The organism is Pseudomonas sp. DC1.2, assembly GCF_034351645.1.
In the GTDB taxonomy this organism is placed as follows: domain Bacteria; phylum Pseudomonadota; class Gammaproteobacteria; order Pseudomonadales; family Pseudomonadaceae; genus Aquipseudomonas.
In genome coordinates this window covers 248,139-270,117 of sequence record NZ_CP133782.1, presented here as the reverse complement: position 1 = coordinate 270,117, position 21,979 = coordinate 248,139, and the positions used below count along the sequence as shown (strand labels likewise).

The window sequence follows — 21,979 nt, the reverse complement described above, 5'->3', positions numbered from 1 at the left end:
CGGTTAATCCTTGTTCATCGGTATGAAGTCGCTAGCTTGCCGGAGTTTACCGAGCAGGCAAACGTCTGTATATGTATATACAAATAAAACACGATGGGGTGCCGAACCATGTCCGCCTTCTTTGCCGAACGCGCGCTGCTGCCTAGTGGATGGGCCAACAATGTACGTCTTGAGGTCAGCGCCGACGGCCTGCTGACCCGAATTGAGGCCGATTCCCACGCAGAGGGCGCCGAACGGATAAGCGGTCCGCTGCTGCCAGGCATGCCAAATTTGCACTCCCATGCCTTTCAGCGAGCGATGGCAGGGCTGGCGGAGGTGGCGGGTAATCCGAACGACAGTTTCTGGACCTGGCGCGATTTAATGTATCGCCTCGTCGGAAAAATCAGCCCCGAGCAACTCGGCGTCATCGCCCGCCAGTTGTACATCGAAATGCTCAAGGCGGGTTACACCTCGGTCGCAGAATTTCATTATGTTCACCACGACATTAATGGCCAGCCTTACGCTGATCCCGCCGAATTGGCGCTGCGCATCAGCCACGCGGCCAGTGCCGCCGGTATCGGCCTGACCCTGCTGCCGGTGCTCTACAGCCACTCCGGTTTCGGCGGCCAAACCCCGAACGAAGGCCAGCGTCGCTTCATCAACAGCACCGAAAACTACCTCAAGCTTCAGTCACGCTTGAAGCCGATCCTGATGCAGCAACCGGCACAGTCGCTGGGCCTGTGTTTCCATTCGTTGCGCGCCGTCACGCCGCAGCAGATCAGCGAAGTCCTGGCCGCGAGCGATGCACAATGTCCGGTACACATTCACATCGCCGAACAGCAGAAAGAAGTCGATGACTGCCTGAGCTGGAGCGGTCGCCGGCCATTGCAATGGCTGTATGAAAACACCGAAGTCGATCAACGCTGGTGTCTGGTCCACGCGACGCACGCCAACCCGGAAGAAGTCGCGCTGATGGCCAAGAGTCGCGCCGTCGCCGGACTGTGCCTGACGACTGAGGCCAACCTCGGTGACGGAATTTTCCCAGCGGTGGATTTCCTCGCCCAGGGCGGTCGCATGGGGATCGGTTCCGACAGTCACGTGTCATTGAGCGTGGTGGAAGAGTTGCGTTGGCTGGAATACGGCCAGCGTCTGCGGGATCAACGGCGTAATCGTTTGTATGGCGCGGATCAGCCGATGGTCGGCCGAACGTTATACGACGCTGCGCTGAACGGTGGCGCGCAGGCGCTGGGGCAGCCGATTGGCGCACTGCAAGTCGGCAAACGTGCCGATTGGCTGGTACTCGATGGCAACGATCCGTACCTGGCTACGGCCACCGGTGACGGTATTTTGAATCGCTGGCTGTTTGCGGGTGGCGATCGCCAGGTACGCGATGTGCTGGTCAATGGTCAGTGGGTGGTGCGTGACGGACGCCACGCCGATGACGAAGCAAGTAATCGCGCCTTCGCCCAAGTCCTGCGCGACCTCTTGGGCTAACACCGGGGGAAATAGTAAGAGCGAACCTGCCCGCGAAAGCGCACGGTCAGCCAACATTGTTGTTGGAGCTGACGGCCCTCTTCGCGAGCAGGCTCGTTCTCGCATTACGTATCGAGCGGTCGTTAGTGCGAGGTCTTGGCCATCTGTGCATCCGACGCGCGCCAGATCAGCCGCGTGGTGTCGTAACCTTGCTGCCGCGCCTTGCTCAGAAGCTCTTCACGCACCTCGGCATTGACGGTCGGGGTCCGTGACAACAGCCACATGTAACGACGACTCGGGTCGCCGACAATCGCGCTCTTGTAGTCATCACTGACGTACAGCACCCAGTATTGCCCCTTCGCCACACCCGGAATCAACCGCGAAAACCAGTTATCGAACTCGACCCACAACTTGTCGGTCTTGCCCGGCACCTGTGGATAAGCCGTGCCCTTGGCTTCTTCCCATTTCCAGTCGGCCGTCAGACAGCGGTTCATAACCGCCACGTTACCGTCAGGCTGGAGGGTGTAATGGGCTTCGGATTGCGCGCAGTTGCGCTGAAAGTACATCGGTAGGCGGGCCAACTCATACCAGGAACCCTGATAACGCTTGAGATTGACGCTGCTGACGGTTTTGGGCGCCAGTGGATCTACGCCGGACGTAGCGCAGCCGGCCAGTACCAGGCCGGCAAAAAGGACTATCAATAACCGCTTCATTATTTTTCTCCCGTGGGCGCGAAGCCCCGGTTTATTTCAGGCCTTGGCCGGAAAACATCAGCACTTTGTCACCGGCGTACTGCACGCTGATAAAGCTGTTCTTGTCGCCCCAGGTACAACTGGACATGCCCAGCGCGCCAGAGCAGTCAGCCGGTTTACCGAGCAGGGTTTCAACCTCGGCCTTGGGCATGCCGGCCGACAGCTTGGAGTAGTTTTCCTGATTGACCTTGCTGCACGCGGCCAACAGCACGCAGAACGAGAGCAAGGCGATGGATCGCAGCGACATGGTGTAACTCCTGGAGCGAAGGGGGATTGGCGTGGCTGCCAAGCAGAAGCTTAGAAGAGAAAACCCCGGTCTGGTTCCCCAAAGGGCCGGCTATTTATTGGGCCACTCATCGACCTTTTGCCGATAAATCAGCGACTTTCTCGCGTTATTGAGTATTTCGTCGGCTTTCGCCAAAAGTCCCCTAATCTTTGGCCGCGAGCAGTCGAAACAGAGGCAGCCCAATGCCTTCTACTGTGGCAAATTGACGCCCCTTTTTTTGCCCACACCCGCGCGGTAGCTCATTTAATGACCAGAAACATGAAGTTCAGCCATAAGATCTTGTTGGCTGCCGCCCTTGTGGTAGCCGTAGCGTTTGCGTGTTTCATCCTGTTCAACGATTACCGCCAGCGGCAAACACTGCGCAGCAGTACCGAGTTGTCAATGCAGGAACTCGGCAGCCTGACCACCAGTAATATCCAGACCTGGTTGGAAAGCCGCATCCAGTTACTGCAATCGCTGTCCCAACAGATCGCCGTCGACGGCAGCGCCCCGGCCAACCTGAAACGGGTCATCGACCTGCCGGCTTACACCAGCAATTTCCAGTTGAGTTACTTCGGCAGTGTCGAAGGCGTGATGTTTTCGGTGCCGGCAGGTAATCGCCCCGCGGATTACGACCCCCGTGCCCGCGGTTGGTACAAGGCCGCCGACAGCGCGCGGCAAACCATCGTCACCGAACCTTACATCGCGGCCTCCTCCGGCAAACTGGTGATCACCGTTGCAACGCCTGTGCAGCACGAGAACAAAATGATCGGCGTCGCCGGCGCGGACATTGACCTGTCCAGTGTCAGCGCGATCATCAACTCGCTGAACTTTGGTGGGCATGGCCATGCGTTCATCGTCAGCGCCGACGGTAAAATCCTGATTCACCCAGACAGCAAACTGGTGCTCAAGAGTCTCGCCGATGCGTATCCGAACGGCGCACCTAAAGTCAGCCCCGGCCTGAAAGAAGTCGCGGTGGACGGCAAGGCGCAGTTCATCTCCTTCACCCACGTCAACGGCGTGCCGTCGGCGGATTGGTACGTGGCGCTGGTGCTCGATCAGGACACCGCGTTCTCGATGCTCAGCGAATTCCGCACCTCGGCGATTATCGCGATGGTCATCGCCGTGGTGATCATCATCGGCCTGCTGGGCATGCTGATCAGTTTCCTGATGCAGCCGCTCCTGACCATGGGCCGCGCCATGCATGACATCGCCGAAGGTGAAGGCGACTTGACCAAACGCCTGACCATTCACGGCCACGATGAGTTCGGCGCACTGGGCACTTCGTTCAACCGTTTTGTGGAACGGATTCACACCTCGATTCGCGAAGTGGCTTCGGCGACTGGCCAGGTTAACGAAGTCGCTTTGCGCGTGGTGGCTGCCTCAAATTCGTCGATGTTTAACTCTGATCAACAATCCTCGCGCACCAGCAGCGTGGCCGCGGCGATCAACGAACTGGGCGCCGCCGCCCAGGAAATTGCGCAGAACGCCGCCCTCGCCTCACAGCACTCAAGCGACGCTCGTACCTTGGCTGAAGAAGGTCAGCAGGTGGTGGATAAAACCATCGCGGCAATGCAGCAACTGTCGGTAAAAATCAGCGACTCGTGCGCCAATATTGAAACGCTGAACAGCAACACCGTGAACATCGGACAGATTCTGGAGGTGATCACCAGCATTTCCCAGCAGACCAACCTGTTGGCGCTGAACGCAGCCATTGAAGCGGCGCGCGCCGGTGAAGCCGGACGTGGTTTTGCCGTGGTTGCGGATGAGGTGCGCAACCTCGCCCACCGAACCCAGGATTCGGCGCAGCAAGTGCAGAAGATGATCGAAGAGCTGCAAGTCGGCGCACGGGAAGCGGTCAGCACCATGACCGACAGCCAGCGCCAAAGTGAAAGCAGCGTCGGCATCGCCAACCAGGCAGGCGAACGCTTGGGCAGCGTGACTCAGCGCATCGGCGAAATCGACGGGATGAACCAATCCGTGGCGACGGCCACCGAAGAGCAGACCGCAGTGGTGGAGTCGATCAACGTCGACATCACCGAGATCAACACGCTGAACCAGGAAGGGGTGGAAAACCTGCAATCGACGTTGCGCGCCTGCGCCGATCTAGAACAGCAGGCGGCGCGGTTGAAGCAATTGGTTGGAAGCTTCAGGATCTAAGCGCTCTCTGGGGGTCCTTCGCGAGCGGGCTCACTCGCACAGGGGATCTCGGCGGTACACACAATGGGTGTTCGCTGAAGATCCATGTGGGAGATTGCAGGTTGCAGGGCAACCCTGCAATTTTGAATTCGGCGGGTATCTACTCTGGTTGTTCATAAGCGCGCTTGCGCTTCGAGGTCTTGGCTGTCGCGCTGCCCCGAACCAGAAACCGCCCTGGCCTGCCGCGACTTCAGGGTGTGTCGGCTGTACCGAACCACCACTCAAGCAACGGCTGCCAAGGCGCAGTCATGCGTTTACTGCTTGTGGTAAGCCGTGACGCGCTCAACTTCTTCTTTGGAACCGAGGTATACCGCCACGCGCTGGTGCAGGCCTTCAGGCTGAATGTCGAGAATGCGCTGATGGCCGTCGGTGGACATGCCGCCAGCCTGCTCCACCAGGAACGACATTGGGTTGGCTTCGTACATCAGGCGCAGTTTGCCCGGTTTGGACGGCTCGCGGCTGTCACGCGGGTACATGAACAAGCCACCACGGGTCAGGATGCGGTGAACGTCCGCGACCATCGCGGCGACCCAGCGCATGTTGTAGTTCTTTTTCAGTGGGCCTTCTTCGCCAGCCAGCAATTCGCCGACGTAGCGTTGCACCGGCGCTTCCCAGTGACGCTGGTTGGACATGTTGATCGCGAATTCCTGAGTGGACTCCGGGATCGTGATGTCTTCGTGGGTCAGCACGAAGCTGCCCATTTCGCGGTCCAGGGTAAAGCCTTTCACACCATCACCCAGGGTCAGCACCAGCATGGTCTGCGGGCCGTAGATGGCATAACCGGCGGCGACCTGCTCGGTGCCGGGCTGCAAGAAGGCCTTTTCGTTCAAGGCTTCGTTCTGGCTCAGGTATTCGTTCGGGCAACGCAGCACCGAAAAGATCGTACCGACCGGCGCGTTGATATCAATGTTCGACGAGCCGTCCAGCGGGTCGAATACCAGCAGGTACGCGCCTTTCGGGTATTTGCCCGGAATCTGGTAGGCATTGTCCATTTCCTCGGACGCCATGCCGGCCAGGTGACCGCCCCACTCGTTGGCTTCGAGCAGGATCTCGTTGGAGATCACGTCGAGCTTCTTCTGCACTTCGCCTTGGACGTTTTCAGTGCCCATGCTGCCCAGAACACCACCCAGGGCGCCTTTGGACACGGCGTGGCTGATTTCCTTGCAGGCGCGCGCCACCACTTCGATCAGGAAACGCAGATCGGCAGGCGTGTTGTTGCTACGGGTCTGCTCGATCAAATAGCGACTCAGGGTAACGCGGGACATGGACGGCTCCGGAGGGTGGTGGACTAAAAACCCGCGCAGTTTAACGCGAGTCGGGGCGCATTTCCTCCTATCAGACGTGATACGCCAAATAGAGTTCATGCGCGGAGGAGAGCGTAGTTCGAAATGGACATTTTTATCGACCGCTCAAACGCAATCGCGAGCCCCCCTCTTCAACTGTTAGCGGGAGGTTTGCGCAGCAGGCTGGCCGCCATCGCCGCCAACAGCAGCACGCCGAGCAACAACACCGACCACAGGCCGATTTTCTTCCAGTTCGTCTCCGCCACCGCAATGGCTGACGGGTTAGAGGTCGGTGTCAACACCGCCCCGCCGTCCACCGTTGCCTTGCCCAACGCCGCCAATCGCGCCGCGCTGTAATCGGGAATCAACGTCGACAACGGCAAATTCGCCGCCCTCACCGTCGCGCTACCGAGCGCCAGCGTATAAGGCCCTGCCCCACGCGCCAGGAAGACTAATTGCGTGGAGCGCACGGCAAATTTCACCGTCGGCGCGTCACTCCCCAGGCCACCACCGCGTTCGTCCACGGTCAGTTTCAGTTGCTGCACCGTTTGCCCCGGTAGTTGCATTTCGTTTTGCAGCACCTCCTGGCCATTCTGGGTCAAGCGATACAGCAAACCACTGTTCAACGGCTGCCATGGCAGGCTGCTGTCGCGCCGACCGGCCAATGTCACCGGCGCCAGCGTGTTGGGCTGTTTCAACTCGATTTGCAGACGCTCGACGTTCAACCCCATCGGTAATTGCCAGAGGTACTCCCCGGCTTTGACGGTGCTGGCGCTCAAGGCTTGCGACCAAACCAACGGCAGCGGCAGGCTGCGCGTGCTCGCACTTTCCAACCGGGCCGAGACCAGCGCCGGTGCGGCTTGCGGTGAATGCCAGAGCAAACGCAGGTAGCGCGCCGATTGCCCCGGCAGGCCGACTTCGTGCTGTTCGACCCGCTCGTCGGCAAACATCAACCGCGCGACCTGCCCTTCGCCCCACGCCTGCCAATGCTGCAAGTCGTCACTGGCTTCGATGCTGAAACGCTGAAAGCCGTCGCGCTCGCTGGCCCAGTCGAGAATCAATTGCTGCAACGGCGCCTTGATCGCGCTGGCATCAAGCAACCAGCCGCGCAGAACTTCATCGCTGGCCTCCAACTGACGGGAGGGTTGCACGTCGACCAACGTGCCATTGGCACTCGATTGCACCCGCACACTCGGCGCGCGTTCGGTGGCGTCCGCCGAGTTGTAAAGCGGGAACCACTTGACGTCGGTGCGGGTGCGGCTCTCGCTGGTCTGCGCGGTTTGCCGCGCCAAGGCATAGGCTTGAGGCTCACCGGCAGCATTGAAGACACGCACATCGCTGAGGTCAGTCTGTCGCGCACTCAGTTGCACGTTAAGCGGCAGTTCCAGACGATACCAAGGGCCTTCGCCACTCACGGACAACGGTACTTGCGTGGTGAAGTCCGCCGGTTTTTCCTGAGCACTGGCCGAAAACGCCACACCCAGCGCAACAGCGCCCAACCATCCCAGGTTTAGCTTCTGACTCAAGACGACACTCCTTCGGTTTGCGGGGCCGGTTTTTCAGCCTCTGACGCAGCCTCGGCGCGCTTGGGTGGCAGCGGGGCGAAATAGCCCACCACCAACAGCAACACGCCAACACCGATAAACGAGACGATCCGCGCCAGCCCGCCACGGTTACTTAATTCAATAAAGAACAGTTTGGCCACCACCACCGCGATCAGCGCCGCACCGATCAGCCAAACCTCACGACGATGACGCAGATGGCCGCCAATCATCAGACCCAAGGCCATCATGGTCCAGACAATCGACAGACCGGCCTGCACCTGCATCGACGCAAGCAGCAGGTCCAGATCGAAGGGTACGCCACCCCAATGGTGAGCCGTGCGCGTGACCATCCCGGAGAAAAACACAAACAACGAAACACCCGCTATCAGTTGCGTGGCGTGCTCAGCGTACATTTTCGGCAACGCAAATTGCGTCACGGCGCTGCGCGACCAGACGTAAACACCGAACAGCGCAAACAGCAGGCCCAGCTCCAGCGGGTTGATCAACGGGACGTAAGGCAGCGGTTCGGCGGTGCCGTCGCTGACGCCGTTCGCCAGCCAGAACCAAGCGAGCATCAGCAATGCCAGCGGTGCGGCGGCATACACGCGGTATTCGCGCGAGTACGCCGACACCGGCCACGGCCAGTTTCGCGGCGAGGCGGCGAACACCAGGTACAGGCTCGGCAGAATCGCCCAGCCCAACCAGCGCCAGGCGTTGTATTGCTCGGACAGCAGCAGCAAGCCATAACGCAATTCCAGCGCCAGCACACCAATCAACAACCAACAGCCGAGTACATGGGCAGCACTGAGGGCGCGCGCTGGCAGCACCGGCGCGAGACGCCGTAGCGAGATGAAATGCGCGACGAACACCGCCGCCCACACCAACCAACCGAAGCTGGCCGCCGGGTGATAGCGCCAATGCCACGCCGCGACCAACACCAGCCCCGCGGCCGGAATCAGCAAGGTGCAAAGCAACGCCAGCGCCGACCATTTCAGCCGCTGCGCCAACAGCGTCCACAACGCCACACTCAGCGCCGCAACGGCCAGCAGCAAGGTCGCTTGCAGGTTTACCGGCGCAAAGCGCAGCACTTCACTGATCCACGCCAGCGCCCACCAGCCCGCGCCCCACACCAGCAGCAGTTCGGACAAGCGATTCAGGCTCAACACATCGAAGGCCGAGTCATGCTTACCGAGCTGCAAGCGCCAGGCACCGACGAACGCGGCCAGGCCAAGCACCAGCGGGGTCCAGAAACCACTGTGGGCCAACGGCCGCAAACCTTCACTGACCAACGGCTCCAGCAGATCAGGGCCGCTGAACAGGAACTGCGCACCGCCAATGACCTGCAACAGCAGGCCGAAGACAAAGCTCAACGGTTGTTTGAGGTACAAGCTCAGCCAAATGATCAACAGCCCGCTGGCCGCCCACACCGCACTCGCGGTTTTCCACGGCAGCACGAACAACACCGCCAGATTCATCAGCACCAATCCAGCCAGCAAGATCACCGACAAACCACGCAGCAAGCGCGCATCGTCGCGCACCCTCTCATCACGGGCTGCCAGCAACATGCCGACGATCATCGCCAGGCCAATCAGCGAGGCACTGAGCAAACCGCTCCAGCCGGCGCTGAACACCGCGGCGCAACCATCGCTTGTGCCGTGCAACCGCATCAGGAACAACGCGCCACCGAGCAACTGCACGGCAAATGCGCTGAACATGAACGTGCGCGAATGCAGGCGCAGGCCAACAAACAATGTCACCAACCCAGCCAACGCCCAACTGATCGCCGTGCCGTGGGTCAGGAAGAACAGCGGCGCCAGCAAATAAAGAAAGGTCAGACCGAGGCACGCCAACACGGGCAGGCTTTGGCGCTCCCATTCAGAAGTCTGCTCTGGCGGGGCTTTGCGCAGTTGGTAGAAACTGAACAACAACGCCGCGCCGAGCATCAACGCCCCCAGCAGCGAACCGTTCAGCAAGCTGCTTTCGCCCGCGTGCAACTCGCTGAGAAACGCCAGCGCCGACCCCAGTTGCAACAGCAGGGCGAAGGCGCGGGCCAGCGGTCGTTGCTGACGCAGCCCGAGCCAGAAAATCCCCGCGCCCTCTACCGCCCAGGCGGCAGCCGTCCAACGTGCATCGAGGCCCAAGGGGATTGCCAGGCTGGCGAAAATCACACCCAGTGCCAGGCAGGTTTCCGCCAGCAGCAACGCACGGCCGCCCATGAGTAGCCGGGCCAGGCCCATGTAGATCACGCCCAGTGCCAGCGCGCTAAAAGCGGCGGCCAGTTCCAAGTGCTGGACCAGTGCGAACTGCAACCCGAAGGCCACCAGCGGCGGCCCGAACACCATCGTGCCATCGACATAATCGCCCTTGCGCGCCGACCAGTGCAACAGCGCCTCGCGGCTGTCATCTTCAGGCGCGTCGCTCATTTCCAGCAGTTTTCGCCGGGCGAACAACAGGCCGATGCCGAGGTACATCAGGAAGAACACAATCAGGAACGGCTCGGTGCTCCACAGCAACTGCGGCTCATAAGCGCGCAAGCCCCAGGCGAAACCGATGCCGAAGGTGCCAACAAAACCAATCAGGTTAAGCAGCCGCCAAGCCTTGAACCAGGCAATCGCGAAGATACCGGCGTTGAGCAGGGCGAAATAGCTGAACAGCGCGACATGGCTGCCGGCACCGGTCGAGGTCAGGATCGGCGCGGCGAACCCACCCAGCGCAGCCGCGCAGGCCAGTGCCAGCGAATCCTGAGTAATCGCCAGAATCGCCGAGAACAGCGTCACCGCTACCAGCAGGCCAAAGGCTGCCGTCGGGTCGAGCAGCGGGTGCAAGCGCATCGCGGCGAACACTGTCAGGTACAACACCGCGATACCCGTGCCTTGCAGCATCAGCGCGTAATGTTGGTTGCGGTGGCGCAGCCACCAGCCCAGGCCAAGCAAGCCCAGCGCACTGGCGGCGACGCCGGCGTAACGCAACTCGATCGGCACCACCACACCTTCGGTGGCATAACGCAGCAAGAACGCCAGGCCGAGGAACAGCAGCACCACGCCGACCCGCAATACCGTGTTGCCACCGAACAGCCAGTTGCGGGCGCCGCTGAGGACGCGATCAATGACATTAGGTACGCGAGGGGCCGTCGGTTGTCGCGGTTCGCGGGCGGCCGGTTGCGGGATCCAGACATCGGCCGGCAGTGGCGGGCTGGTTTCAGCGATGCCAGCGCCAAGCGGCTCGAGTTCGGACGCAAGTTCCCAGATCAGCTCAGGGGGCTCGGCAACCACTTCGTCGAGTCTGAATTCAGGCACAGCAGCGACTTCGCTGACCACCGGTTCGATGGCTTCTGGCGTATGGACAGGGCGCGCCTCCAGCAACGCCAGGCGCTGCTGAACCGAGCTCAACGCAACCTGCGCCTGTTCAAGCAAACGCTGCTGCTCGGCCGCTTTTTTGCTCAAGCGACCAATGCGAAAAGCCTGGCCCAGCCCCAACCCGAGGAGCCCGCCCAACAGAGCATCGCTGAATGACTCGTCGAGTATCCAGCCCAGCACCCAGCCCATCAGCATGAACATCCATTGCATGGTCGATATCCCTAAGTGGCCCCGCGGCGGGGCGAGTCCGGGCAAAACAGCCTTTGGCCGAGTTTAGTGTGAAACCACACAAACCCGTGGGAGCGAGCCTGCTCGCGAAGGGGCCATAACCTTCAACCTATGCGTTGACTGTTAGAGCACTTTCGCGAGCAGGCTCGCTCCCACAGTGAAGTCGCCAAACCTGCCGCCCGGTGTAACCGGCGCTTAGTATATCGATCCGGCCCAACGGGCGTTGGGCCTCGCTCGTAATTATTGCTAAAAGTTACTCCAGGGCCTTCCAGATCTCCGTCGCGTACTCGCGAATCGTCCGGTCGGACGAGAACCAGCCCATCCGCGCGGTGTTCAACACCGCCGAGCGCCACCACGCCTTGGAGTCATGCCAATGCGCCTCGACCCGCATCTGTGCATCCCAGTAGGACGCAAAGTCGGCACACACCAGGAAGCGGTCATAGTCCACCAACGAATCGATCAGCCCGGTGTATCGAGACGGATCATCCGGTGAGAACACCCCGCCGCGAATCGCTTGCAGCACGTCATTCAAGCGATGGGACGAAGCAATGTCCGGCGCGGCGCTGAACTCATGGTTCTGCTTACGCGCTTCAACCTGTTGGGCACTCAGACCGAAAATGAACATGTGCTCGGCGCCGATGCGCTCGCACATTTCGACGTTGGCGCCGTCCAAGGTGCCGATGGTCAGCGCGCCGTTGAGGCCGAACTTCATGTTGCTGGTGCCGGAAGCTTCGAAACCTGCGGTGGAAATCTGCTCCGACAAATCCGCTGCTGGAATAATGCTTTCCGCGAGGCTGACGTTGTAATTGGGCAGGAACACCACTTTCAATAAACCGCGCACCGTCGGATCGTTGTTCACCACCCGGGCGATGTCGTTGGTCAACTTGATAATCAGCTTGGCCTGGTGATAACTCGCCGCCGCTTTACCGGCGAAGATTTTCACCCGTGGCACCCAATCCACTTCTGGCTCTGCACGAATCGCCTGATACAAGGCCACCGTGTGCAGCAGGTTGAGTAACTGCCGCTTGTATTCGTGAATGCGCTTGACCTGCACATCGAACATCGCCGCCGGGTTGACCGCAATACCGAGCCGCTCATGAATGAGGTACGCCAGGGCCTTCTTGCTGTGCAGGCGTTGCTCGGCGAAGGCCTTGCGGAAGGCTGGTTTCTCGGCGAACGGTTCCAGTTCGATCAAACGTTGCTCGGCGTTATCCAGCAGGTCCGGGCCCAGGGCCTCGACCATCATCGCGGTCAGCTCAGCGTTGGCCTGGTACAGCCAGCGGCGGAAGGTAATGCCGTTGGTCTTGTTGTTGATCCGCTCCGGGTAAAGCTTATGCAGTTCGGAAAACACCGTTTTGCGCATCAGTTGCGTGTGCAACCCAGACACGCCATTGACGCTGTGGGAACCCAGAAACGCCAGGTTGCCCATGCGCACGCGACGGCCGTTGTCTTCCTCGATCAGCGACACCGCACGCAGCACTTCGAAGTCATGAATGCCCTTGGCCCGCAGGGAATCTATGTGCTGGGCGTTGATCAGGTAAATGATCTGCATGTGTCGCGGCAGCATCCGCTCCATCAGCCCCACCGGCCAGGTTTCCAGCGCTTCTGGCAGCAAGGTGTGGTTGGTGTAAGACAGCGTATCGACGGTGACCTGCCACGCGGCATCCCACGCCACGTCGTAGACATCGACCAACTGACGCATCAGCTCGGCGACGGCAATCGAGGGATGGGTGTCGTTGAGCTGGATTGCAGCGTGGTCACCCAGGGTCAGCACCGAGGTGTGCATGTTCCGATGACGGCGCAGTAAATCCTGAAGGGAGGCGGCGACGAAGAAGTATTCCTGGCGCAGGCGCAGTTCCTGGCCGGCCTCGGTACTGTCCGCCGGGTACAGAACCCGAGAGATGCTTTCGGCCCGCGCCACATCCGCCACAGCGCCCAAGTGGTCGCCTGCGTTGAAGCGTTCCAGGTGCAAATCCTCAACCGCACGAGCCCGCCACAAGCGCAGGGTATTGACGCTCGCCCCACGCCAGCCAACCACCGGCGTGTCGTAAGCAATCGCTCTTACGGTTTCAGAAGGGGTCCAGACTTGCTTGGTCTTGCCGGTTTCGTCGGTCACGGTCTCGACGCCGCCACCAAAGCCGATCGAATAAACGACCTCTGGACGCTCGAACTCCCAGGGATTGCCGAAATCCAGCCAGTGCTCTGTCTGTTCCTGCTGCCAGCCATCGACGATGGCTTGCCGGAACAAACCGTGCTCGTAACGAATGCCGTAGCCATGACCGGCGATGCCCAGGGTGGACATGCTTTCCATGAAACACGCCGCCAGACGACCGAGGCCACCATTGCCCAGCGCCGCATCGGGCTCCAGCAGGCGAATACGCTCAAGGTCAACGCCAAGTTCCGTCAGCGCCTCGCGCGCTATGTCCAGCAGGCCGAGGTTGCTCAGGCTGTCGTAGAGCAAGCGGCCGATGAGAAATTCCAGAGAAAGGTAGTAAACCCGCTTCTGACCTTTGCGATAGATTTGCCGTGTGTGATCCATCCAGTGTTCGACCATGTGGTCGCGCGCTGCCAGGGCAATGGCTTCGAACCAGTCGTGGTCGAAGGCGTGATCCGGGTCTTTGCCCACCGCATAAGTGAGTTTGGTCAGGACGGCGTCGCGGAATGCGGCCACCTCTGCTTCGCGAACAAGTGGTTCTTGTGTCATCGATAAGACCTCGAGCGAGCATTGAGTTGTCTGAGCCTAGACGGTCTGACAGACGGTGGGGGCTCTGGTTCGGCAGTTTTTCCTGTTAGTGCGAGATAGCGCGATATTACGTTGGCGTGTGACTGAATGAATGCAGGGGCCGTGCCGCAATACCGGAGTGATTTGATGAGATCAGAAAAAATCTGGCGAAAGGTTGTTCAAAAATCCACCAGTCCCGGTATGATCGCGCGCCCTGATGCACGCTGGTAACAACCGATGATGAAGTCCAACCTGATCGCCGCCGCGGAGATCGACCGCCTCGATACCTGGGCCAAATATTCCGCACCCATGTGCGGCTCTTGCGTTTCCAGCTGTTGCACCTTGCCGGTCGAGGTCAAGATCAAGGACTTGATCCGCATTGGCATTGTCGATGAGTTCGAGCGCGGTGAGCCGGCGAAGAACATCGCCAAGCGTTTGCAGAAGGAAGGGATCGTCGAGCGCTACAACCAGAAGTCCGAGATTTTCACCCTCCAGCGCATGAGCAACAACGACTGCCTGTACCTGGATCGCAAGAGCCGTCTGTGCACGATTTACGAAAAACGCCCGGACACCTGCCGCAACCACCCGAAGATCGGGCCGCGCCCTGGTTACTGCGCCTACAAGCCTAAAGAAGTGGCGCGTGAAACCAGCAGCAGTCGTCGTACCCTCGAAAAATTCTGATCCCTAATTTCGCTGCACCATCGTTCCCACACGCCGGAACGATCACTCCAGACAAACAAAAACGCCCCCGACCTTGCGGTCGGGGGCGTTTTTTTTAAGCGCTAACTAAGTCGAGACTCAGTTACCGTTTTTCTTCGCTGCGCGGGTACGCTCGCTTTCGCCCAGGATCTTCTTGCGAAGACGGATGGACTTAGGAGTGACTTCGCACAATTCGTCTTCTTGAACGAATTCCAGCGCTTGCTCCAGAGTGAAACGGATAGGCGGAACCAAAGCGATGGTTTCGTCTTTACCCGAGGCACGCATGTTGTCGAGCTTCTTGCCTTTGGTTGGGTTAACGCCCAGGTCATTGTCGCGGCTGTTGATGCCGACGATTTGACCTTCGTACACGTCTTCACCGTGACCCAGGAACAGTTTGCCGCGAGCTTGCAGGGTTTCCAGCGAGTAAGTCAGCGCCTTACCGGTAGCAACCGAAACCAGCACGCCGTTCTGACGGCCGGACATGTCGCCGGACTTCATCACGTCGTAACGGTCGAAGATCGAGGTCAGGATGCCTGCACCGGAGGTCAGGGTCAGGAACTCGTTACGGAAACCGATCAAGCCACGAGCCGGGATGTTGTACTCAAGGCGCACACGGCCCTTGCCATCCGGAACCATGTTGGTCAGGTCGCCTTTACGGATACCGATCTGTTCCATGATCGCGCCCTGGGATTCTTCCGGCAGGTCGATGGTCACGTTTTCGTAGGGTTCGTGCTTCACGCCGTCAACCATACGGATGATCACTTCTGGACGACCAACACCCATTTCGAAGCCTTCGCGACGCATGGTTTCGATCAGTACCGAGAGGTGCAGCTCACCACGGCCGGAGACTTTGAACTTGTCGGCGGTGTCGCCTTCTTCAACGCGCAGAGCAACGTTGAACAGCAGTTCTTTGTCCAGACGTTCCTTGATGTTACGGCTGGTGACGAACTTGCCTTCTTTACCGCAGAAAGGCGAATCGTTTACCTGGAAGGTCATGGAAACGGTTGGTTCGTCAACGGTCAGCGGCTTCATCGCTTCAACATTCAGTGGGTCGCACAGAGTGTCGGAGATGAACAGCTGGTCGAAGCCGCTGATGCAGACGATGTCGCCGGCAGCTGCTTCGTCAACGTCGATGCGGTGCAGACCGTGGTGACCCATCAGCTTCAGGATACGACCGTTGCGGCGCTTGCCGTCAACGTCGATGGCCACAACCTGAGTGTTCGGCTTGACGCGACCACGAGCGATACGGCCAACGCCGATAACACCCAGGAAGCTGTTGTAGTCCAGTGCCGAGATTTGCATCTGGAACGGGCCGTCACGGTCAACTTTTGGAGCTGGAACGTGATCAACGATGGCCTGGTACAGCGGAGTCATGTCTTCAGCCATGTCGGTGTGTTCCAGACCGGCAATGCCGTTCAGGGCCGAGGCGTAGACGACTTTGAAGTCCAGCTGTTCTTCGGTAGCACCGAGGTTGTCGAACAGGTCGAAGATCTGGTCCAGAACCCAGTCCGGACGCGCGCCTGGACGGTCAACCTTGTTGATCACCACGATTGGACGCAGGCCGGCTTCGAACGCCTTCTTGGTCACAAAACGGGTTTGCGGCATAGGGCCGTCTTGAGCGTCAACCAGCAGCAGAACGGAGTCAACCATCGACATTACGCGTTCAACTTCGCCGCCGAAGTCGGCGTGGCCCGGGGTGTCCACGATGTTGATGTGGTAGCCGTTCCAGTTGATGGCGGTGTTTTTCGCCAAAATGGTAATACCGCGCTCTTTCTCCTGGTCGTTGGAGTCCATCACGCGCTCGTCGTTGAGCTCGTTGCGCTCCAGGGTGCCGGATTGACGCAAGAGTTTGTCTACCAGGGTGGTCTTACCATGGTCAACGTGAGCAATGATGGCGATGTTGCGTAGATTTTCGATCACTTGTGTATCTCGATCAGAGGATTCGGTGTGCTGACAGGTCGTGGCAGCGATTAACAGTAGAGTCCGGCAAAGCCGTTACAGCTTGACGGCGGCGTCGGGGGGCCGGTGACGCAGGCCACAGGCAAACAGCCCCGGGCACTTAGCTCGGTCGATAAACGCGCACATTGGCATGCCCCTCACTGAGCAAATGGTGGGCATGCAGGCGACTCATCACGCCTTTGTCGCAATACAGCAGGTACTGGCGAGTAGGGTCCAGTTCCTTGAAACGAGCGTTCAATGCATAAAACGGCATCGTCATTACCTCAATGCCAGCCAGCACCAGCGGCTCGTCTTCAGCGGCATCCGGGTGACGGATGTCGATGACGATCTGACCCGCCAGCGCTTCGCTGACCTCTTCGATCTGCAAGTCCTGGCCCAATTCGTCGATCACGCGATCGATCGGCACCAGTTTGGCGTTCTCGAGCGCGCGCTCAAGGACGGCCATGTCGAACTGTTGTTCTTCGTACTCCACGCGGTTGCGCTTGGCGTGGGTCTTGGGGTTCACCGAGATGATCCCGCAATACTCCGGCATGTGCTTGGCGAAATCGGCGGTGCCGATTTCGTAGGCCAGGTCGATGATGTCCTGCTTGTGACTGGCGATCAGTGGGCGCAAGACCAACTTGTCGGTCACGCAGTCGATCACAGACAGGTTCGGCAAGGTCTGACTCGACACCTGGGAAATCGCTTCGCCGGTGACCAGCGCATCGATGTCCAGCCGATCGGCAATACGGGAAGCAGCGCGCAACATCATACGCTTCAAAACTACACCCATATGACTGTTATCGACTTTCCCGAGAATTTCTCCCAAGACTTCCTCGAACGGCACACTGACAAATAGCACGCGTTGGGAGCTGCCGTACTTCTTCCAGATGAAGTGCGCGACCTCCATGACGCCCAGTTCATGGGCACGTCCACCCAGATTAAAGAAGCAGAAATGGCTCATAAGCCCGCGACGCATGATCTGGTAAGCGGCGACTGTCGAGTCAAAGCCGCCTGACATCAATACCAGCGTCTGCTCCAGGGCACCTAGCGGATAACCACCGATGCTGTTGTGCTGGCTGTGGATCACGTACAACCGTTGGTCGCGAATTTCCATGCGAACTTCGATTTCTGGCTCTTTCAGGGAAATCCCGGCGGCGCCGCACTGACGACGCAGCTGGCTGCCGACGTATTTTTCGACATCCATGGATGAGAAGTCGTGGTGTCCGCCGCGCTTGCAGCGCACCGAAAAAACCTTCCCGGCCAATGCATCGCCGTAGTGCTGCTTGCACTTGGCGACGATGTCGTCGAAGTCGCCCAACGGGTATTCATCTACCTGCAGAAAATGCGCGATGCCTGGCATACAACTCAGGCGCTCAGTCATCTCCTTCAGCGCTTTGGGCTCACTGATGCGGGTTTCCAGCTCGAGGTTGTCCCACACGCCGTTCACCACCACAGCCGGGTCCAGATCGCGGAGCACGGCACGGATGTTTTTAGCCAATTGGCGGATGAAACGCATCCGTACCGGGCGGCTCTTGATGGTGATCTCGGGGAAGACTTTTACGATTAGTTTCATGAAAACAGCGCGCAGAGGGCCAGCCGAAAAAGGGGGGCGCGGATTATAGCGGAAATTGCTCAAGGTTTGACCAGTTTATGTGCAGATGGTTTTTCGCGCACCAAAACAGGTCATTCCGAGATTTGAGCGCTACATTTAAGAGCGTGATTTTCAGTTTTGCGACACCTCATGCCTTTATAAGCGTGATATTGGGGCAAAAAACCCATGGTGGGGCACTGGCATGCAATTTGCTCCCTTGTGAGGCAGGTTGCCATGGCAGAGTATTCGCGCCGGCATCACCCAAATTCTAAGGGCATCCAATACCCGCCCGAAGCCACCCGGAGGACACTATGTCGAAGTCGGTTCAACTCATCAAAGATCATGACGTCAAGTGGATTGATCTGCGCTTCACGGACACCAAAGGCACTCAGCACCACGTGACCATGCCGGCTCGCGATGCGCTGGATGATGCTTTCTTCGAAGAAGGCAAAATGTTCGACGGTTCCTCCATCGCTGGCTGGAAAGGCATCGAAGCTTCCGACATGATCCTGATGCCGGACGACAGCACTGCCGTCCTCGACCCATTCACCGAAGACACTACGCTGATCATCGTCTGCGACGTGATCGAGCCGTCGACCATGCAAGGCTATGACCGCGACCCACGCGCCATCGCCAAACGTGCCGAGGAATACCTGAAGTCCACCGGTATCGGCGACACCGTGTTCGTCGGTCCAGAGCCAGAGTTCTTCATCTTTGATTCGGTGAAGTTCAAGTCCGACATCTCCGGCTCGATGTTCAAAATCTACTCCGAACAGGGTTCCTGGATGTCCGACCAGGACATCGAAGGCGGCAACAAAGGCCACCGTCCAGGCGTCAAAGGCGGCTACTTCCCTGTTCCGCCATTCGACCATGACCACGAAATCCGTACCTCCATGTGCAACGCCATGGAAGAGATGGGCCTGGTCATCGAAGTTCACCACCACGAAGTGGCCACTGCCGGTCAGAACGAAATCGGTGTGAAGTTCAACACCCTGGTCGCTAAGGCTGACGAAGTTCAGACCCTGAAATACTGCGTCCACAACGTTGCTGATGCCTACGGTCGCACCGCGACCTTCATGCCTAAGCCGCTGTACGGCGACAACGGTTCGGGTATGCACGTTCACCTGTCCATCGCCAAAGATGGCAAAAACACCTTCGCTGGCGAAGGCTATGCCGGCCTGTCCGATACCGCCCTGTACTTCATCGGCGGCATCATCAAGCACGGCAAGGCGCTGAACGGCTTTACCAACCCGTCGACCAACTCCTACAAGCGTCTGGTCCCAGGTTTCGAAGCACCGGTCATGCTGGCCTACTCGGCTCGCAACCGTTCCGCCTCGATCCGTATTCCTTACGTGTCCAGCCCTCGCGCTCGCCGTATCGAAGCACGCTTCCCGGATCCAGCGGCTAACCCGTACCTGGCCTTCGCAGCCTTGGTAATGGCTGGCCTGGACGGCATCCAGAACAAGATCCACCCTGGCGACGCAGCTGACAAAAACCTGTATGACCTGCCGCCTGAAGAGGCGAAAGAGATCCCACAAGTGTGCGGCAGCCTGAAAGAAGCCCTGGAAGAGCTGGACAAAGGTCGCGCGTTCCTGACTAAAGGCGGCGTGTTCTCCGATGACTTCATCGACGCTTACATCGCTCTGAAAAGCGAAGAAGAAATCAAGGTCCGCACCTTCGTACACCCACTGGAATACGAGCTGTACTACAGCTGCTGATCCGGTAGCGCCTGCGCAAGCGGCGTGACAAAAATGAGGCCTCCTTCGGGAGGCCTTTTTTGTGGGCGACGAGTAGAGACCGAAGGTTTGGCATTCTCTTGATATCAATTGAGCAAGCCGCTCAAGAAAACATCGTCTACTGTCACGGTTTTTGCGAGGCGCCATCGATGAAATCCGGGCACGCCTTACTTTGCTCGCTCACGCTGCTCGCGGGGATGCTGACACCGGCTTGCGCAATGGCCGACAGCTTGGGCTCCGTGACCTCGCTGATGCACTGGCAGGTAGAAAAACCTGACGCCGAAAACCCTTATCAAATGGCACTTCTCGACGGCAAAGCGTCCTATGGAAGCAAGACCAGCCAAGCGCTTTTGCAGGTCGGCTGCCACGCCCATCTCTCATTGATAATCCCTACGCAGCGATTGGGCTTCAACGCCGACGCCTATGAAGGTCCGAACGCAACCCTGCACGGCCCGCTGCGCATGAGCACCGCCAGGCGCGCCCACATCGACTACCGGATAAGTGGCTTTGGCTCAGTAAGGCGCCTGCAAGACGATGGCTGGGTGTTCGAATTCGCGATGAGCGCCAGCAAAAGCGAGTTGCGCTTTTGGCTGACGAAGGCTGCCATCGGCCAGCTCGTCACGTTGACAGTGCCCTCAACACAAAAAGGCGACAAGCCACTGATTGCCAAATTTATTTTGCCTACCGAGGCCAGCGGTTTGCGCGAAGTGTTAGCGCCCTGCCTGAACGGCGCGAAATAGGCGCCAGCCGCACAGGCTGCCTTAGTTCTTGATGCCTAAAGACAGTCTCATAACGGCTCACTCAGGCGCCGCGCGTCGAGCCTGCGGGCGAAAGCGACGCCGACGATTTGAATAACGGAATGTAAGCAACCGATGCCAAGCCCTCCGCCGTGGCCTATGCTGCAACCCAACGCTTTCGTTTCTGGTTGAATTTATGGGTCGTGGTTTTCTATTGATGTTGCTGTTGGTCGCCCTGCCCGCTGCCGCGCAGATCTACAAGTACACCGATGCCTCAGGCAACACCGCCTACAGCAACCAGCCGCCCGATGGCGTCAAAGCGCAGCCGGTGGAATTGCCGCCGCTTAACAGCGTTGAGCACCAGCCGGCCCGCCCACCAGCCTCGCCCACAGCCACCAGCAGCAGCCAGCAGCCGCGCAGCGCCTACGAGGTGCTGGAACTGACCGGACTGCCCACCGAAGAAGCCCTGCGTGCCAACAACGGCACCTTCACCGTCAGCGTCCTGATCAAACCGCGGCTGCAGGCCCCGCATCTACTCAGGCTCTTGCTGGACAACCAGCCTTACGGCCAACCGAGCAACGTGCCGATCCTGCAACTGGTGAATATTGATCGCGGCGACCACAGTCTCGCGGTGCAAGTAATCGACGGGAACAACGTCGTGCAACAAAGCCCGAGCGTGGCACTCACCGTGCAACGGGTGCATACGCCTTGAAGGGCTGGCTGCTGATCGCGTGCCTGATCGCTTTCCCGGCGATGGCTGACGTCTATACCTATGTCGATGCACAGGGCAACCGGGTCTTCACCGACCAGCCACGCACTGGCAGTGCCAAGCGCGTCCCGCTGGCCACCGGCAACCGCATGACCGCCAACCCCAGCAACGCAAAACCGCTGATCACCGCGCAAAAAACTGAACAACAACCGCTGTTCCGCTACGACATGCTTCGTGTGCTGGTGCCCGAGCCTGATGCCACGATACGCAGCAGTGCCGGCGAACTGATCGTCAGCGTCACCAGCGAACCAGGCCTGCAAAAGGGCCATCGCTATCGTTTGCTGCTGGACGGCAAGCCTACCGCCGAGCCCGGCCCCAGCCCGGTGTTTGCACTGAGCAACATCGACCGGGGCAGCCATAACCTGTCAGTGGAAATCCTCGACGAACAGGGCCGAATCGTCGAGCGCACGGCCAACCAACCGTTTCACATGCTGCGCATCTCCCTCGCGCAGAAGCGCCAGGTCACGCCCTGCACCCTCACCGATTACGGTCAGCGGCCCGAATGCCCGCTCAAAGACAAACCCGCAGAAGAAAAAAATCCCTTCCTTAAGTTTTTTTAACCTCACCCAGGTTTGCGCACTATATTGGTGCGATACGTTGCACCGTTCCCACATCCAAATCCATTTTGGTTCGAAAGTACCCGCAAAAGCTGGCATAACGCCACGCGATCGAGCGTAAAACGCCCTTTTCAGGCCTTAAACGCTT

At 59.2% G+C, this 21,979-nt stretch carries 15 protein-coding genes and 2 pseudogenes; 8 read left to right on the top strand and 9 right to left on the bottom strand.

The annotated features are described in order from the left end of the window. Window positions 1-108: 108 nt before the first annotated feature. Window positions 109-1,473 carry a formimidoylglutamate deiminase gene (locus tag RHM68_RS01255; RefSeq protein WP_322220147.1) on the top strand — a complete coding sequence of 455 codons (1,365 nt, stop codon included), beginning with the start codon at window positions 109-111 and terminating at the stop codon, window positions 1,471-1,473. A gap of 122 nt (window positions 1,474-1,595) precedes the next feature. Here RHM68_RS01255 and RHM68_RS01250 read toward each other — a convergent pair whose 3' ends face one another. Next, window positions 1,596-2,165 carry a lipocalin family protein gene (locus RHM68_RS01250; RefSeq protein WP_322220146.1) on the bottom strand — a complete coding sequence of 190 codons (570 nt, stop codon included), beginning with the start codon at window positions 2,163-2,165 and terminating at the stop codon, window positions 1,596-1,598. A gap of 31 nt (window positions 2,166-2,196) precedes the next feature. Next, window positions 2,197-2,451, bottom strand: coding sequence for a hypothetical protein (locus RHM68_RS01245; protein WP_128872236.1), 255 nt, complete (start codon window positions 2,449-2,451; stop codon window positions 2,197-2,199). Window positions 2,452-2,736: 285 nt separating this feature from the next. On the opposite strand from RHM68_RS01245, the pseudogene RHM68_RS26590 reads away from it, so the two are divergent. Together RHM68_RS26590 and RHM68_RS26585 are read left to right on the top strand one after the other, a co-directional pair. Continuing rightward, window positions 2,737-3,771: pseudogene (locus RHM68_RS26590) on the top strand (cache domain-containing protein); the annotation flags it as partial. Window positions 3,772-3,864: 93 nt separating this feature from the next. Continuing rightward, a complete protein-coding gene (locus RHM68_RS26585) occupies window positions 3,865-4,629 on the top strand; it encodes a methyl-accepting chemotaxis protein (protein ID WP_416195233.1) in 765 nt (254 codons plus the stop codon). A gap of 158 nt (window positions 4,630-4,787) precedes the next feature. Here the strand turns inward: RHM68_RS26585 and RHM68_RS01235 are convergent. From RHM68_RS01235 to RHM68_RS01215, 5 genes and pseudogenes are all read right to left on the bottom strand, one after another. Further along, window positions 4,788-4,918, bottom strand: a pseudogene (locus tag RHM68_RS01235) (DUF924 domain-containing protein); the annotation flags it as partial. A gap of 4 nt (window positions 4,919-4,922) precedes the next feature. Continuing rightward, entirely contained in the window at window positions 4,923-5,933 is a 1,011-nt protein-coding gene (locus RHM68_RS01230; protein ID WP_322220144.1) for a class 1 fructose-bisphosphatase, read from the bottom strand. Between the two features lie 170 nt (window positions 5,934-6,103). Then, the gene (locus RHM68_RS01225; RefSeq protein ID WP_322220143.1) at window positions 6,104-7,477 is read right to left on the bottom strand and encodes a DUF3999 domain-containing protein; all 1,374 of its coding nucleotides are present in this window, start codon (window positions 7,475-7,477) and stop codon (window positions 6,104-6,106) included. Beyond that, complete coding sequence (locus tag RHM68_RS01220; protein ID WP_322220142.1) at window positions 7,474-11,061, bottom strand: DUF2339 domain-containing protein; 3,588 nt, start codon at window positions 11,059-11,061, stop codon at window positions 7,474-7,476. The genes RHM68_RS01225 and RHM68_RS01220 overlap by 4 nt, the downstream gene beginning before the upstream one ends. Before the next feature lie 271 nt (window positions 11,062-11,332). Next, the gene (locus RHM68_RS01215; RefSeq protein ID WP_322220141.1) at window positions 11,333-13,783 is read right to left on the bottom strand and encodes a glycogen/starch/alpha-glucan phosphorylase; all 2,451 of its coding nucleotides are present in this window, start codon (window positions 13,781-13,783) and stop codon (window positions 11,333-11,335) included. 258 nt (window positions 13,784-14,041) lie between these two features. Between RHM68_RS01215 and RHM68_RS01210 the strand changes: the two genes are divergently transcribed. Then, complete coding sequence (locus tag RHM68_RS01210; RefSeq protein ID WP_149416955.1) at window positions 14,042-14,482, top strand: YkgJ family cysteine cluster protein; 441 nt, start codon at window positions 14,042-14,044, stop codon at window positions 14,480-14,482. A gap of 117 nt (window positions 14,483-14,599) precedes the next feature. On the opposite strand, the gene typA is transcribed toward RHM68_RS01210, so the two are convergent. Both typA and thiI read right to left on the bottom strand, forming a co-directional pair. Further along, window positions 14,600-16,420: a translational GTPase TypA gene (gene typA / locus RHM68_RS01205; protein ID WP_322220140.1), complete on the bottom strand. Its 1,821-nt coding sequence runs from the start codon at window positions 16,418-16,420 to the stop codon at window positions 14,600-14,602. Window positions 16,421-16,559: 139 nt separating this feature from the next. Next, complete coding sequence (gene thiI / locus RHM68_RS01200) at window positions 16,560-18,014, bottom strand: tRNA uracil 4-sulfurtransferase ThiI (protein ID WP_322220139.1); 1,455 nt, start codon at window positions 18,012-18,014, stop codon at window positions 16,560-16,562. A 329-nt stretch (window positions 18,015-18,343) separates the two neighbouring features. Here thiI and glnA point away from each other — a divergent pair, with 329 nt between their 5' ends. The 4 genes from glnA (at window position 18,344) to RHM68_RS01180 (ending at window position 21,834) form a co-directional block, all read left to right on the top strand. Further along, window positions 18,344-19,750 (top strand): glutamate--ammonia ligase, encoded by a 1,407-nt coding sequence (gene glnA, locus RHM68_RS01195; RefSeq protein ID WP_322220138.1) that lies wholly within the window; start codon window positions 18,344-18,346, stop codon window positions 19,748-19,750. 167 nt (window positions 19,751-19,917) lie between these two features. Continuing rightward, a complete protein-coding gene (locus RHM68_RS01190) occupies window positions 19,918-20,508 on the top strand; it encodes a hypothetical protein (protein ID WP_322220137.1) in 591 nt (196 codons plus the stop codon). A gap of 193 nt (window positions 20,509-20,701) precedes the next feature. After that, window positions 20,702-21,217 carry a DUF4124 domain-containing protein gene (locus RHM68_RS01185; RefSeq protein ID WP_322220136.1) on the top strand — a complete coding sequence of 172 codons (516 nt, stop codon included), beginning with the start codon at window positions 20,702-20,704 and terminating at the stop codon, window positions 21,215-21,217. After that, window positions 21,214-21,834 carry a DUF4124 domain-containing protein gene (locus RHM68_RS01180; protein ID WP_322220135.1) on the top strand — a complete coding sequence of 207 codons (621 nt, stop codon included), beginning with the start codon at window positions 21,214-21,216 and terminating at the stop codon, window positions 21,832-21,834. Before RHM68_RS01185 ends, RHM68_RS01180 begins: the two co-directional genes overlap by 4 nt. Window positions 21,835-21,979: the final 145 nt, after the last annotated feature.

Excerpts from the sequence above, each read along its gene's own strand:
- RHM68_RS01255 (WP_322220147.1), top strand. The coding sequence starts at position 109 with ATGTCCGCCTTCTTTGCCGAACGCGCGCTGCTGCCTAGTGGATGGGCC.
- RHM68_RS01250 (WP_322220146.1), bottom strand. The coding sequence starts at position 2,165 with ATGAAGCGGTTATTGATAGTCCTTTTTGCCGGCCTGGTACTGGCCGGC.
- RHM68_RS01245 (WP_128872236.1), bottom strand. The coding sequence starts at position 2,451 with ATGTCGCTGCGATCCATCGCCTTGCTCTCGTTCTGCGTGCTGTTGGCC.
- RHM68_RS26585 (WP_416195233.1), top strand. The coding sequence starts at position 3,865 with ATGTTTAACTCTGATCAACAATCCTCGCGCACCAGCAGCGTGGCCGCG.
- RHM68_RS01230 (WP_322220144.1), bottom strand. The coding sequence starts at position 5,933 with ATGTCCCGCGTTACCCTGAGTCGCTATTTGATCGAGCAGACCCGTAGC.
- RHM68_RS01220 (WP_322220142.1), bottom strand. The coding sequence starts at position 11,061 with ATGCAATGGATGTTCATGCTGATGGGCTGGGTGCTGGGCTGGATACTC.
- RHM68_RS01215 (WP_322220141.1), bottom strand. The coding sequence starts at position 13,783 with ATGACACAAGAACCACTTGTTCGCGAAGCAGAGGTGGCCGCATTCCGC.
- RHM68_RS01210 (WP_149416955.1), top strand. The coding sequence starts at position 14,042 with ATGAAGTCCAACCTGATCGCCGCCGCGGAGATCGACCGCCTCGATACC.
- thiI (WP_322220139.1), bottom strand. The coding sequence starts at position 18,014 with ATGAAACTAATCGTAAAAGTCTTCCCCGAGATCACCATCAAGAGCCGC.
- glnA (WP_322220138.1), top strand. The coding sequence starts at position 18,344 with ATGTCGAAGTCGGTTCAACTCATCAAAGATCATGACGTCAAGTGGATT.
- RHM68_RS01190 (WP_322220137.1), top strand. The coding sequence starts at position 19,918 with ATGAAATCCGGGCACGCCTTACTTTGCTCGCTCACGCTGCTCGCGGGG.
- RHM68_RS01185 (WP_322220136.1), top strand. The coding sequence starts at position 20,702 with ATGGGTCGTGGTTTTCTATTGATGTTGCTGTTGGTCGCCCTGCCCGCT.